This window comes from Vibrio rotiferianus CAIM 577 = LMG 21460 (assembly GCF_002741985.1).
GTDB classification, from domain to species: Bacteria; Pseudomonadota; Gammaproteobacteria; order Enterobacterales; family Vibrionaceae; genus Vibrio; species Vibrio rotiferianus.
Genome location: NZ_APHW01000010.1, coordinates 145,098 through 159,045 on the forward strand (window position 1 = coordinate 145,098; position 13,948 = coordinate 159,045).

Below are 13,948 nucleotides of genomic sequence, written 5' to 3' on the forward strand. Positions count from 1 at the left end.
TTCAGATAACCAGTTGTTGTTATGAACTTGTGATGGGTTAAGTGCTACGGTTGCCAATAGGTAAATCTGAAACAGCAAAGCAGCAATGACATAAACTGCCATTACTTTTTGTTTTATATGCTGATTTCTTACTGTGTGCATTGCAACATTCAATTAACCAAATTCGGCTCGGATACTAACAAAGAAATTAAGGAATTGTAATGTTGTTTTTATAAAATGGTGACGTCTATGGTTTGTTCGAATGTTTTTGCTGTGGGTTTGAGAAAGGAAATGAGGAGAGATGAATTGATAGAATAAGCCACTGAGAGTCAGTGGCTTAAATAAATTATGATTACTCTTGTTCTGCCAATGTGACACCACGTTGCGTTAGGCCTGAAAGCATTACTGGCATCGCATTGAAGATCTCTTCAAATTGCTCTAAGCCTTCCATGCCTTGTTCTGCAAGAGTTGTGATAGTTGTTTCTGGATCATAAAGCATGGTCAGAGATAGCAGCACACCGCCAAGTAATGCGCTGTCTTCACTATCTTCTGGCATTAAGGTTTCCCAATCATCACGAGCCAATTGCCATCCCTGAAGAACACCTTCACAGAAATCACGAGTTGCTTCCGTCACGATTTCACCTTCGTCCAGAGCGCAGCCTTCAGGCCATTGCCAACTGCCTTCCAATAAAGCAGGACGAGTTTGGTTCCACATTTGAACAATCTCATCGATGTACTGTTCTAGCTGCTCTCCATCAGAGAAAGGTGCGGTCTCTTCACCACCCCACAGGAATGGTAGCCATTCTTGAGGGTTCAGAACATTCGGCGCAGATGCCATTGCTGTTACGAAGCCTTGAGTTTTCGCTAGGTTTAGTAGTTTTCCATCAAGTTCTGGAAGAGAAAGGATGTCTTGTAGTTTCAAAATAGAATACCATTTGTTAATGGACTGGTTGGTTGCGAACATCTTACCAATCAATTTTAGATAAATCGATATTAGGGACGGATTCGTTAACTGCTATGGAAATACGCTCCTCGTTAAGAAAGAAAAGTATCCTCGCATTAACCGTGTATTTGGGGTTCTTTATCGCAACTATTGGTAGTGTGGCCTATTTAGTTGTGGAGCCTCCTGTCCGTGCCAAGCTCGAAAAAAACCTCGATTTAAGAACTCAATTACTCGCCTCACAAATTGAGCAGCCACTAACGAGCTCTATTGGATTAGTTCAAAGCTTAGTCGGTCTCGGCCAAACAGACTCACTTCAATTGAGCTTAGTTCATACCATTCCCCAACTGCTTGCCGTTAGCGATGACATTATTGTGAGTGGAGGGCTGTGGCCTAAACCATTTTTAGAAAACGAGGAATGGCGTTACACCAGTCTATTTTTCAATAAAAATGATGCTGGTGGCCTCGACCAGATCCAATCTTACAATAACCCTCAAACCGGAGGGTATGACAATGAGCCGTGGTATCAATCTGTGGCAGGAGCACCAGCAGGGGCTGTGAGCTGGTCAAGCGTATATATCGATACGTTTACACAAGTACAGATGATTACGGCTTCTTCGCCTTATTATCGCAATGGTGAGTTTGCAGGCGTAGCGACTGTCGACCTCTCTTTGGAAGCGTTATTCCAATTTATCCGTGAACACACCAATCAGTACTCTTTGGGAGTCGTGATCCGTGATGCGGATGAGCAGGTGATCGTTGAGCACAACTTCAATCTATCCAAAAATATCTATATCAGTGAGCTCGATTTTGGTGAGTTCAACTGGCAGCTTGATGTTGTTAACGCCAAAGTGAAAGTGGCGGATCAGGTGTTTGAACAAGTAATGAGTGTGGAACGCGGGATTATTCCATTTCTACTTCTTTGCGTATTAGTTGGCTATTACTTGCTTAATCGGTATATCGTGGAACCAATTGTGCGAATTGCCCAAAAGGTCGATGATTCTAAAACAGGCGGCATTATTGATATCAATTATGAAAGTGATGACGAGATTGGTCACCTGATCAGTAAGTTTAATGAAAAAACGGTTTACCTAGAGCGAGAGCGTGTGAAAGCACAAGCGTCAACCAACGCTAAAACCGCTTTTTTGGCCACCTTATCCCACGAGATTCGTACACCAATGAACGGTGTTTTGGGTACCGCTCAAATCCTGCTTAAAACGCCGTTAAATGATGAGCAGCGTAAGCACCTCAATACGCTTTACGATTCTGGTGATCATATGATGACACTGCTCAACGAGATTTTGGATTACTCGAAAATAGAGCAAGGTCATATTGAGCTTGACCACACTCCATTCCCGATAGAATCCATTCTGGGCAGTATCAATAGTGTTTACCATACACTTTGTGCCGAAAAAGGCTTACAGTTCAAAATTACCTCAAACCTGCCTCATGGTCGTTGGTACAACAATGACAAAGCGCGATTAAGGCAAGTTCTGTTTAACTTGTTGAATAATGCAGTGAAATTCACTGACTCCGGATATGTGGAAGTTGAACTTGACGAAAAGCAGGATGATGGCGCCAACAAGTTGATCATCAGCGTAAAAGATACAGGTATTGGTATTTCATCCGATGCACAAGCGAGGATCTTCCGTCCATTCGAGCAAGCAGAATCTTCCACAACTCGTCGCTATGGTGGTACTGGCCTCGGTTTAGCGATAGTGAAACAGATTGCGGAACATATGGGCGGTGGGGTTTATGTACAGAGCAGGGAAGGCGTCGGTACCAAATTCACGGTTGAGTTGAAGCTTGATTCCTGTGAGCCCGGTAAACTTGAAACGACAAATCGACACAAGATCAACTGTGAGGGGCTCAGAGCCCTTATTGTTGAAGACAATCGAACGAACACCATTATCATGGAAAGCTTCTTAAAAGATAAAGGCTTCGAATGTACCGCCGTAGAAAATGGTCAGCAGGCAGTCGACATTACGCTGAAGCAACAATTCGACTTGATTTTAATGGACAACCATATGCCAGTTCTTGATGGTATTGGCGCAATATCTGTCATTAGGAACTCTCAATCTGCTTCTAAGTCGGTGCTGATTTTTGGATGTACCGCAGACGTGTTCAAAGAAACTCAAGAAAGAATGATGGGGGTAGGCGCCGATCATATTATCGCGAAACCCATTGTTGAATCAGAACTGGATGACGCGCTATATCGTCACTCTCAACGGCTTTATCAATATCACCCTGAAGGCATTCAATCTTCAGATAAACCACTAAACACGGAGTCTTTGTTGCTTGAGTTCTACGTCGCGCTAGAAGACAGTGATTTAGAGGGCGCTAGCCAAACGCTAGCAAGGATTCATGCCTCAGTTCCTCAGAGCTTACAGCTACAGCTCGCAGAATTAGCGGAAAGTATCGAGTCCTACTTGTCGCAAGCGCAGCCACCAAAGCAAGAAGATATAGACAGCTTAACTGTACTGTTAGCAGACTTGTAAGACACAAGGATGCCCGCTTTATAGTGATTATCCTGATTTCCTCATGCTAAGCAGCATGAGGCGATCTTTTTTCTGCTCACCTGCCATATTTACAACTACTTTTCTTGTATTTCTCCTCATCTAAGTTCTTATTAAGTAATTAAATTACGTTATTTAACTCCATTTTGGTGCGGCTTTTTGGCCGGAGTTCCTGTTTTTAGTGATTTTGACTACTTTGGGTTTTGAAAGTAGTCATTAATTTACCTCTTTATTTTAAAAACAAGATCATAAACTACAATTGTTGTGCTCTAATGGCGATATGAACTGCCATGTCTCTCTTGGTGTAGTGAAAGATTTTATAGATGTCACTTAAATTGGTGTTTGATTTTAGAGGTTGTAATGAAGGCTCGTGGACCATTCTGTATTCGTAATGCAGCAGCAGATACTTTCGCTATGGTGGTTTTTTGTTTTATCACCGGGATGATCATCGAGATTTTGATCTCGGGTATGACGTTCGAGCAGTCTCTGGCATCACGTACATTGTCTATTCCAGTCAATATCGCGATTGCTTGGCCTTATGGCATGTTTCGTGATTGGGTATTGCGCCAAGGTAACAAGCTTTCACCTTCATCATTTATGAAGAATGTCTCTGACTTGGTAGCCTACGTATTATTCCAATCACCAGTCTATGCTGGCATCTTATTCGCGGTAGGCGCTTCTACTGATCAAATCATTACAGCAGTGGCGAGTAATGCGGTTGTGTCTTGTGGTATGGGCGTACTTTACGGTTACTTCTTAGACCAGTGCCGTCGTTGGTTCCGCGTTCCTGGCTACTATCAAGAGGCCTAATTGTCCCTGTTTTGCACAATTTAGCTAGATAGTGAGCAAACAAACGCAAAAGGGCGCTTTTTTTCATGTTTAGCCTTGACCATCAGGCACATAATCATTAAATTAGCGCCTCGTTAGCCAATGATGCTAACCACAATTTGATTCGGTGAGTTGTCCGAGTGGCTGAAGGAGCACGCCTGGAAAGTGTGTATACGGCAACGTATCGAGAGTTCGAATCTCTCACTCACCGCCACATTCTAAAAGGTCTGATTTATCAGGCCTTTTTTCATATCTGCACTAAAGCAATGCATCTCTGGAAGTACACAAAAGAGTACACACGATGCAAGCACCACTCTATCGAAGAGCTAATTATTTAGTTCTTTCTAATGCAGGGGTCTATATCCCCTACTGATCGAGCACTTCATTACGTTTTTATGGAGAGTATGGGTACGACACTAGCCTTCATATCTTTAGCTCAAATTAATGCTGGCTGCGGAACTCAACGAGCTGCAATTGTTCAAGAAAATGATCGAACAGGGTGGAGACTGGAAGAAAACGTATACAGTACCGGTTGGTAGCCCTTTCCCCAAAAGAGCCATTGATTGCTTGGATATCGCGGAATACTTCGAGGCAGATGAGGTGAAGCAATATATTGAGGATAACTTTGTTTGATACTTTAAACTGAACAAATGGGGGCGCGTTCGAATGGTGAGTCTTCAGTAGCCAGAAGGGCGGCTTTGCTGACGTCGATATCTACATAGCCGCTGAACCCTAAAAATTATGCCGCTGTTTTAAGCTTGGCTTGCTTCGCTTTCTTGGCTTGGAGTTTTGCTTTTTTATCTGGGTGCACTTCGATATGCGCCAGAGCGACTTCATAGCCTAGCAGCTGCAGCCTGTTGAATGCATTCTTTAAGTTGACCTTGGAAAAGAAAGGCAGCTTAGTTGGCAATGCGTCAATATCATAGATGGCATAGACGATTCGATAGTCACTGGCGTTTGGTGCGATAGCAGGATCTGTCAAAGGCATAACATCCTTGTGATTCGAATACAGCTTTTGACGAGCCTCTTCACTTCGACGGAAAATCTCCGCAGACACTACACCTTGGCTAAAAAGGTGGCTCAAAGTGGCGGAAGAGGTATAGTGTTTCACATGGATTAGGTCCGTCAGTTTATCGTGACCGTTATCTTTATTTACAAGGTCGCAGAATTCAAAACGGCTTTGCCCGCCACCAAGATAGATATTTTTGGTATCTAAGCACTCAATATTAGTGTCGTTATCAGCCACATCCTCATTGTAAGCGCCTTCAGAATCATGGTTGTAAGCTGGAAGTGTTACATCATAAGTGGCGATTTTTTCCATTACAGCATTGATCTCCTTAACGAAGTCAACGTTGATTTCATACCAAACTCCAGCACGCAGTTCATAGTGATTGCCATCTTTCTCAAGCTCACAGTACAGGCAATCGTAACCAGACCAAGTATGTTGTGTGATATGATCTTCATCTTTGGCAAACACCTTATAGCCAGTCTTGAGATCCTTCAGTTCGAGCGTTCCTTTTTTACCCACGATTTTGTTCAGGTATCGCTGCAGACTCAAAATATCTGAGCGTTGCTTGCTTTTGGCACCGTAGCTAAAGCCTACTACTTTGTCAGTGTCATATACATTTGGCGCGATCATATAGACGTTATCGTTTTGCGATGGTCCATTCGTCTGGTAGTTTTGGAGAAGCGTCACAAGCTCACAATCCAAGCTTGAGATAATTGTCGAGTCAGAGACTTCTCGAATGTTTTCCACCCACTTGAACTCGTTAGGCAGTGGTGTGGTGTATTTCTGGTAGGCTTTATTTAGCAGTCTCGGGAGCTCATCAAGCTTACCCTTGAAGTTCACTTTCAAGGCTTTTCGACGCCCGCTAACTCTTGAACCGAAGCCAGCATCGTTGCTCAGTCCTTCAATGGCAGAAAGCAAATCTTCATCAATGTCGATTGGAAAGTCTGACACTTCCGCGCTTAACCCGCTCTGAATACGAGCGTTTTGAGGAGTGGTTTTGTTTGATGCGGTATCGACCCCGCGGATATCTTTGGTGTCCACCAGATTTAAGGCCGTTCTCAATCCAAAGTCATGAACCATATAGTCCATTTCAATCATGTGATAGCCTTTTCCGAAGGCAACGAAAAAGGTTTGTCCGGCGTGATGTAGTTCCAACACCGCACCAGTAGATTGGTTAGTCCCGAAGTCTACTTCAGTTAATTGATTGCTTTCAGTAAATAATTTAGCAAAAGCTGGTGGGTTTGAGGTCGGTGTTTGAACGTGCATCGTACTTGTTGTTCCATCGATTTCAACGTTATGGCTGTTGGCATCGTTGATCTTGAGAACTGAAGTGTTGGCATTGATCCCTTTCTTTAATAGGTAAATCGATAGTGGTGTTGTAGTCGGCATTAAGAGTGCTCCTTAAAATTAGTAAATCATTCGCTTTGAACTCGCATTGTTTATTTGTTGGTTGCATAATGAACACTGATTCTTGGTTTGTCAATGGCGTGATTAAATTATTTTCACTCCATCGCTTTTGACTCGCAAAATGATTTTTGTTGATTTTAAGTGTGTGGCGGACTAAAGTATGAAGAATGAAAAAGGGCAGCGGGGGCAAAATGCAGGCTGTAACTATCAAAAAGATAACGAGAGAAGAGTTTGAAGAGGCGACGGACTGGCGGGCTGATTATCACCTGTCAACGGCGGCTATTCTTCCTGTGTTTGCAAAACAAAAACAATGGCCTCAGCTGAAAGATTATAAAGTTAAGTTTGTTGATGGCTGGCGATTTAGCGAAAGCCCAGAATCAGAGTGGTATATGGCAAATGTGTCTTTGCTGGATACTAGTAAAAGAGATCCTATAACTCTCAAATATCAGCCAAAATTGGTTGATGAGGAAACAAGGAAACTAGCGACAGATATTGAAACTACTTTGTTGGGAGAGCGCTATTACCGAATGAGGCATGTCGCCGACATGAGGTTGAATCCTGAGAGTAGTCAGTACCAAACACCGGTACTTTCATTCGAGTCTTGTGTTAAGCCTTCCGATGTTGTCGTGCGCAGGGTCGGCAGTGCATCTGCAGCTTATGTTTCCGAGTTTGATCGACAACATCCGATTGATGCCAACATGGCAATCGTGCGTGGCTTAAACCGCCACGATGCGCTTTGGTTGACCTATTGCTTGCAGCAACCTCTATACGTTGACTACCTAGAAAACAGAATTCGAAAAGAGGAGTTGGTTCGTGTGGGCCTGTCACAGTTAAAGAATATGCCTTTAGCGCCAACCCCTGATGAGTTTACTACTCTTTCTGAGCACTACCTTTCGTGTTTAGAGCGACTTTACTTTACCCAAATGTCGCTGCGAGACCTGCGCGAACAGGTTTCAACCTGGTTAACTGATTTCTTAGATAACTTATCCATCTCGTGGAATGAAAATAGGGTAAAGACGGCGTGGTTCAAATCTGAAGACTTAAGTGAGCGTTTAGATTTTGGTTACTCAGAGCACAGTAAAGTAACCCATCAACTATCCGCTAACGGCGGCCAATATCTATCAGAACTTGCTGTTATTGAACCGAAACAAGAGCAAGCACTGCCAGAACGGTATCAGTTACTTAAAATTAAAGATTTAAAGCCGAACTTTCGAGTGTCTGATGACCTTACCCTAGTCGACTCAAACCATGACGAAACGATTAAGATCAGCCGAGTGAAAAAGCGCTTGGTACAAAAAAATGATGTGCTGCTCTCAACATTCGCGAGAGAAAGTAAGGTATTGTGGATAAACGAAAATTTGCCTCAAGATACGCTGGCGAGTGAGCATTTAGCAACGCTGTTTTTCCACCAGTATGCAGGAGCGTACACCTTGCTGTTAGAAACGCCGTTAATCAAATGGCAAATGGCTCAATTAGTCAGTGGCAGTGTACAAGCTTTTATAAATTTATCCGATCTTGCCAAGGTGACGTTTCCACCGTTAACCTGTGAGCTGGCGACGCGTTGGCACAATGAATTAGACAACATCTTGAAAAAGCAAAGCCAAGCACTGGCAGAGATGAAGCAGATAAAGACACAGATGGCACAAGTGTATAGCAGTGTTCATCCAAATCTAGACGAGGTGAACCATGTTAACTGACATCGAGTTACGGCAAGCGCTGCAACAGACCCTTGATGGCCTGACGAGTCAGCCACAAGCTCTTGACGATATCTGGTCAAAACAAAGCCATATTTGGCAAGAGTTAGGCTGGCAGAAGAGCCAGTTATCGTTATGGTTAAACTGCCAGTCAGCAGTGGAGAGAGAGGCGAATACTGGTCTATTTTCTCTTCGAACCCAAGACGGAGCTACGGCGGATAACAGTAGCCAAAACTTAGGTGACATTTTGCTAGATTTGGTCGTCGAGCTGAAGCGGCCGTTACCAGTAAAGCTAGCGCTCAATAAGCTGCCCAGCCATATCGTCGCCACAGAGGGCATGCTGAAAAGCGCGGTGCAAGAACACCCCAAATTAACCATGATGGGGCCCTTAATTAAGCTTGCTTAGTTATCCCTATCTTGAAGTAAACCAATTTGACCTTTGAGCCTAGCTCAACAGAAAAGCCTCAACAAAAGAGGCACGTATTAGGAAAAGAATTATGAGTAATGCTACAGAACTCGCTCCAATTTATACGCCAGTTCGCAATCAGTTTCGCCAATTTAGCGAATCGCTACCGTTAGAAGCAACACAAGACTTTTATCAAGCAGAGCTTGTTTGGGGCATTGTTGAAGGTAACCAAACGCCAAAGATCTTGTTACTGGTGCTTGGTGATAATAACTGGCATTACTCAGAGCCAGAATCGTTAGATGCACTCGTATTTGAGCTGCTGGGTGAAAATGACATGCTGGGTGACGAGAGCCAATGGCCAGCGTTTATCTGCTTGGCAGATACGAACAACCAGCGTAGCTACGAGTTTAAAGGTTTTAGCCAAGCGGTACCTGAAATTCCAGGCATTGAGCTTATTCGCGATTACGAACGCTTAAGCGGAGAGCAAAACCTAGCTTGGTCAGCTATGGTATACCGTAACCTAATGCAAGATCTTGACGCGTTTCATGAACAGGTTTACCAAACCGTTAAAGATAAGGTGTCTGATAAAAACGACATTATTGAAGAAGTAGCGAAGATTCTGTTCTTAGAATCATTCCGAGTGCACCATAAATCAGGTAGTGACCTTGGTTTTGAGCACAATGGCAAGGCGTATCAGCTACCAGAAATCTTTACTTACCAATATGTACAAGCACATGGTGATGCTGCTGTTGAGCTGATCCAAGCTGCATTTGACCATTTCAAATCACATCCGGACTATGTTGTGGTTAACGACGCGGGTGAAGCGAACCCGATCTTTGATGCGAAAACTCACCTTCGCCTAGAAAAGCCGCGCAACTACGAAACTCTGTTAAAAGCGATTCAAGACCTAGGACCATTCACCGATGAGAAAAACGGTGAAACTCGCCAAGGCACATTGGCCGATGTATCGGCTGACTTCTTGGGGCGTGTGTTCGATGTCTTCCTGCGTGCGAACTTTGAATCTAAAGGCGGTTTGGGTATTTACCTAACGCCGAAGCCAGTAAAAGATGCAATGCTGGATATGGTTTTCCATGACATCGAAAACGATACTAATGCCGTCGCGCAAATCACCTCCGGTCAGTTCCGCTTCTGTGACCCTACATGTGGTTCTTACGGCTTTGGTTCTGTGGCGTTAAGCCGCGTCAAAAACTTCCTGCATACGGTCGCAGGTCTATCAGATCAAGAGCGCGAACAGCAATTTAACCACTTACTGGAAAATGGCTTTGTGGGCGCCGATGCTGCGCCGCGCATGGTGATGCTGGCACGTGTGAATATGGCACTGCAAGGTGCACCCAAAGCAAAAATCTTCTACACAGGTAATTCATTAACCACACCGTCGTTAAAGCCAAATAGCTTTGACTTGATCTGTACCAACCCACCATTTGGTACCCCGAAGTTTAAATCTGATAAACGTGGTAAAGAGTCGAAAAAAGCGTATGAAGCGGATATGGAACAGGTATTAGGTGGATTCCGCCCTGCTGAAGAGGTCGTCGATTCCTACAACGCCTACTACGACTACACCAAAATGACGTGGGAAGACACTGGTCCACTAGAACTAAACGAAGATGGCTCACCAGTTTGGGCGGGATTCCGAACAGACTTACGTAATGTATCTACAGGCAAGAAGCCTAAATACGAGCTGTTCCCAACGGTATCTGGCTTAGCTCTGGGAAGCAAACCAAGTAAAAATGGCGAATGGAAGCCAGTTAAAGGAGGCTCGATTGACCCTGCCGTGCTGTTTATCGATCGCTGCTTGCAGCTCCTTAAACCCGGTGGCCGTTTAATGATTGTTTTGCCAGACGGTATCTTGTGTAACTCGGGCGACCGCTATGTACGTGAATACATTATGGGCAAAAAAGATGAAAAAACTGGTGAGTTTAGCGGTGGTAAAGCCATTGTAAAAGCCGTGGTATCACTGCCATCCGATACCTTTAAGCTTTCTGGCACTGGCGCTAAAACATCCATCCTTTACTTGCAAAAACGCCCAGCAAGCGACAAGCATCCAGAGCAGTTTTTGCCAGAGCCACAAACCGATGTGTTTATGGCAGTTGCAGAAACTTTAGGTTACTTGGTGAAGAACAACATTGAAGATTATGCCGCAGGTGTAAGTAATGACTTAGACCCAATCGTCGCTGCTTATAAGCGAGGTGAGTGATGGACTCTAAATTCTATAACAGAGTGAGTCCTGCTGACCTATTTGAGAGACTAGATTCTGAATACTATTCATCAGAGTTGATGCATAACGAACAAAAAATCTCTGTATTTAAGCAAGTTACACTTGAAAGCATCGTTGATAGTTCTGTTCCAAATAATATCTCAGATCTTACGTCTAATGGTAGCTTTGAATTCTTGAGAGGGATCGAGTTTAACTCTACAGGTGGGATTCCTTTTATTCGTACGCAGAACTTGATGGATAACTATTTGTCAGATGATGGTTACCTCTATGTCAGTTCAACTAGTTCTGAAAAAGTTAGGAAGTCTTTATGTAATAGCGGTGATCTGATTGTCTGCCGAAAAGGTAAAGTTGGGTCTGCGAGTTCAGTACCAGACAGACTGCAAGGCGCAGCTATTAGTGAAAATGTCACTAGATTTTCATTAGATGATACTAAAGATGCAGACTTCATTTCTGTATTTCTTAATTCTTCCCATGGGCGAAAACGATTTCTTAGAGAAGCTACTGGTGTAATTCAAAAATGGATTAATAACGAAAAGCTTCGTGAAATAAAGGTTATAGAAATTGACCATTTAGCCCAAAAATACATCGGTGAGAAAGTCCGGCAAGCAGAGCGTTTGAGGGCTTGGGCGAAAAGTATTAAGCAAACTCTACAAGAATTTGAAAATGATATTCCAGTTAAGAAGTTCCCAAGGACAAATAAGAAGTACGCCATATCGAGAACTTTTGATTTAACGGAAAATCGGTTAGATGCGGAGTTCTATGAAGATAAGCATATTGATTTGAGTCGGCAGTTTAATGGTGAGTTTTCCAGCTTAGGTGCACTTACTACTGGATTTAAATATGGCTCGTCAGTTAAAGCTGATTATGTAGCAAAAGGTAAAGGTATTCCTTTTGTTAGAGGTAATGCTCTGACTGATAATGAGATTTCCAAGTCGGATATTGTTTATTTAGATCGCTCGCTAACAGATGAGTTGAAGAACAACTTTCTAAACATCGGTGACGTGATGATTACGCGAAGTGGTACCGTTGGTGTTGCTTGTGATGTGTATGAGGGGTTTGATAAATATGCCTATGGTTCATTTATCATCAACTCTAAGCCAAAATCTGAAGTTATCAATCCGCTATATTTATCTTGGTATTTGAATAGTTGGGTTGGTCAGCAACAATTTCGACGTTGGGAGAATGGAGCTGTTCAATTAAATATCAATACTGAAGAGTTAGCATCCATTGAAGTATGGACTGCTCCTAATGAGTTTCAGCTAAAAGTTGCAGAGCAAATCAAGTTACTTCGTGCCGTAAATAGGTTGGCGCAATGTTTAATCGCGTCTGCCAAATTATTAGTTGAAGATCTCATTGAAGGACAGCTTACCGAGTCGCAGTTGGTCTCCGCTCAGCAAGCACTAGAGACTGGCGATGACTCGCTCGATCGTTCTTTACTTGAACGTATGACCGCTGAGGGCATTGATGGTGAAGGTGATCCACTGTTTGATGATATTGATCAGCTATACGAGCTGCTTGAGCAAGCTAAACAAGCGCTTGACGCTGATGATGCGATGACGGAGGCCTAATGAAACAGCCATCATCACACGTCTTGAGTGACGAATTGCTGCAAAGCGAAAACTTCTTATTGGCAAGTGTGGTCAAGCCGTTAGAGCGTTTGTTGGAAAGTGGTTGCGCTATAATTCAAGACAAAGCCGTTCGTGAGCTGTTATCGGGCTTGGCTTACCCCTGTGATGATGGCAAACATTGGGTAGCCAGTCAGCGGCTACTTGATGGTGTGACCGAGCTTGGTTCAACGTCACAGTTGGTAGCAGCTGTGCTCGCGTGTGACAGCCGATTCCGCCAACCATGGTTAAACCTTATGGCGGCACGCTGCCAAGAGGCGTCTGAGCTGAGTGATCCACTGCAGTTGGTAGAGCGTATCCACCAGCTTGGCGTCGCCAGCGAGTGGGTAGAGGCTTCACTTGCTGAGGCCTCTTTGAGCGCGACACCGTATAGCGTGATTGAACGTGAGCTATTGGGTACCCAAGCAGACAGCATCAGTGCAGTGCCTATTCTCACGCGCGTATTAACCACCGCTTATCAGCTGAGCTTATGTCGCGGACAAGCCTTGCCCGTGATTGCATCAACCGCATTACAAGGTCAGCGCCCAGATATTGATTGGGTAAAAGGACGCTTGTTACCGGTGCCTAAAGCCGATGTTAAATACAACTCGTATTTGTTGGTTTCGCTCTCTTCATCTTACTCATCTTCGCGTTCAACCGAGACCAGTCAATCAGATGGCAGTGATCATCATGAACTTGGGCAGCAAAAGATAGGGCAACATAATTTTGACCAACAGGCGTTTGATAATCTCCCCCTAGATGCCACTAAGACCCGCAGTGATTTAGCGCTCGATTGGGTGCTCAGTTCGCCTTGGGCATTGCTGCTCGCGGCGATCACCTATGAGCAGGATATATGGTCAAGCGAAGGGCTAGGAGGTTTAATGCTTGAGTTGCCAGCTGGGCAAAGTGGCTATAAACCTAGTTTGGTGCAGGTGTTGGTGCTAAACCGCGATGGCGATGAGGTGCTGTGCGGTAGCTTGGCTCAGTTTGTTTCTCGAATCTTGGCTGAATTATCAATGGCGTTATTTCCGGCCGCTATCAGCACTCAAGAGCTTGACCAACAGCTTGGCGATGTTATTGAGCTATTGATTAAACGCCAAGTTTGGCAACATCGAGACGGCATCAGTGGCGAGCTGGATTACTACCAAATTAACCCGCAGTTTGCTGATGCCTGTTATCGAATGAAAGGCCAACGTGCTTTTGCCCTGTATGGAAAAAGATTGCGAGAGGCGATTCGTACCCAGGCTTTGCGTTGGCGCCAAGAGCAAGAGTCACTTATCAGCCAGGCCCATTCAACCAATACGAGTAATACCTCAGCGCAGTTTTAAA

At 44.1% G+C, this 13,948-nt stretch carries 10 protein-coding genes and 1 tRNA gene; 9 read left to right on the forward strand and 2 right to left on the reverse strand.

Translation table 11 applies throughout. The features are described from left to right. Window positions 1-331 precede the first annotated feature (331 nt). Window positions 332-943, reverse strand: coding sequence for a YecA/YgfB family protein (locus B853_RS05225; RefSeq protein ID WP_128826815.1), 612 nt, complete (start codon window positions 941-943; stop codon window positions 332-334). Between the two features lie 53 nt (window positions 944-996). Here B853_RS05225 and B853_RS05230 point away from each other — a divergent pair, with 53 nt between their 5' ends. The 4 genes from B853_RS05230 (at window position 997) to B853_RS05245 (ending at window position 4,896) form a co-directional block, all read left to right on the forward strand. Continuing rightward, entirely contained in the window at window positions 997-3,417 is a 2,421-nt protein-coding gene (locus B853_RS05230) for a hybrid sensor histidine kinase/response regulator (RefSeq protein ID WP_038887189.1), read from the forward strand. 378 nt (window positions 3,418-3,795) lie between these two features. Further along, window positions 3,796-4,245 (forward strand): L-alanine exporter AlaE, encoded by a 450-nt coding sequence (locus B853_RS05235; RefSeq protein WP_038887190.1) that lies wholly within the window; start codon window positions 3,796-3,798, stop codon window positions 4,243-4,245. Window positions 4,246-4,389: 144 nt separating this feature from the next. Continuing rightward, window positions 4,390-4,477 (forward strand) — tRNA-Ser (locus B853_RS05240). Between the two features lie 230 nt (window positions 4,478-4,707). Next, a complete protein-coding gene (locus B853_RS05245) occupies window positions 4,708-4,896 on the forward strand; it encodes a hypothetical protein (protein WP_038887191.1) in 189 nt (62 codons plus the stop codon). A 106-nt stretch (window positions 4,897-5,002) separates the two neighbouring features. Here B853_RS05245 and B853_RS05250 read toward each other — a convergent pair whose 3' ends face one another. Next, complete coding sequence (locus B853_RS05250; RefSeq protein ID WP_038887192.1) at window positions 5,003-6,661, reverse strand: TIGR04141 family sporadically distributed protein; 1,659 nt, start codon at window positions 6,659-6,661, stop codon at window positions 5,003-5,005. 185 nt (window positions 6,662-6,846) lie between these two features. On the opposite strand from B853_RS05250, the gene B853_RS05255 reads away from it, so the two are divergent. From B853_RS05255 to B853_RS05275, 5 genes are all read left to right on the forward strand, one after another. Then, window positions 6,847-8,376 (forward strand): restriction endonuclease subunit S domain-containing protein, encoded by a 1,530-nt coding sequence (locus B853_RS05255; RefSeq protein ID WP_038887193.1) that lies wholly within the window; start codon window positions 6,847-6,849, stop codon window positions 8,374-8,376. Beyond that, the gene (locus tag B853_RS05260) at window positions 8,366-8,779 is read left to right on the forward strand and encodes a hypothetical protein (RefSeq protein WP_038887194.1); all 414 of its coding nucleotides are present in this window, start codon (window positions 8,366-8,368) and stop codon (window positions 8,777-8,779) included. Before B853_RS05255 ends, B853_RS05260 begins: the two co-directional genes overlap by 11 nt. A 91-nt stretch (window positions 8,780-8,870) precedes the next feature. After that, window positions 8,871-10,994 carry an HsdM family class I SAM-dependent methyltransferase gene (locus B853_RS05265; protein WP_038887195.1) on the forward strand — a complete coding sequence of 708 codons (2,124 nt, stop codon included), beginning with the start codon at window positions 8,871-8,873 and terminating at the stop codon, window positions 10,992-10,994. Continuing rightward, window positions 10,994-12,583 carry a restriction endonuclease subunit S domain-containing protein gene (locus tag B853_RS05270; RefSeq protein ID WP_038887196.1) on the forward strand — a complete coding sequence of 530 codons (1,590 nt, stop codon included), beginning with the start codon at window positions 10,994-10,996 and terminating at the stop codon, window positions 12,581-12,583. Before B853_RS05265 ends, B853_RS05270 begins: the two co-directional genes overlap by 1 nt. Then, window positions 12,583-13,947, forward strand: coding sequence for a hypothetical protein (locus B853_RS05275; protein ID WP_128826817.1), 1,365 nt, complete (start codon window positions 12,583-12,585; stop codon window positions 13,945-13,947). The genes B853_RS05270 and B853_RS05275 overlap by 1 nt, the downstream gene beginning before the upstream one ends. Window position 13,948 lies beyond the last annotated feature (1 nt).

Coding starts and splice junctions, on each gene's coding strand:
- B853_RS05235 (WP_038887190.1), top strand. CDS start 3,796: ATGAAGGCTCGTGGACCATTCTGTATTCGTAATGCAGCAGCAGATACT.
- B853_RS05245 (WP_038887191.1), top strand. CDS start 4,708: ATGCTGGCTGCGGAACTCAACGAGCTGCAATTGTTCAAGAAAATGATC.
- B853_RS05265 (WP_038887195.1), top strand. CDS start 8,871: ATGAGTAATGCTACAGAACTCGCTCCAATTTATACGCCAGTTCGCAAT.
- B853_RS05260 (WP_038887194.1), top strand. CDS start 8,366: ATGTTAACTGACATCGAGTTACGGCAAGCGCTGCAACAGACCCTTGAT.
- B853_RS05250 (WP_038887192.1), bottom strand. CDS start 6,661: ATGCCGACTACAACACCACTATCGATTTACCTATTAAAGAAAGGGATC.
- B853_RS05230 (WP_038887189.1), top strand. CDS start 997: ATGGAAATACGCTCCTCGTTAAGAAAGAAAAGTATCCTCGCATTAACC.
- B853_RS05270 (WP_038887196.1), top strand. CDS start 10,994: ATGGACTCTAAATTCTATAACAGAGTGAGTCCTGCTGACCTATTTGAG.
- B853_RS05225 (WP_128826815.1), bottom strand. CDS start 943: ATGTTCGCAACCAACCAGTCCATTAACAAATGGTATTCTATTTTGAAA.
- B853_RS05275 (WP_128826817.1), top strand. CDS start 12,583: ATGAAACAGCCATCATCACACGTCTTGAGTGACGAATTGCTGCAAAGC.
- B853_RS05255 (WP_038887193.1), top strand. CDS start 6,847: ATGAAAAAGGGCAGCGGGGGCAAAATGCAGGCTGTAACTATCAAAAAG.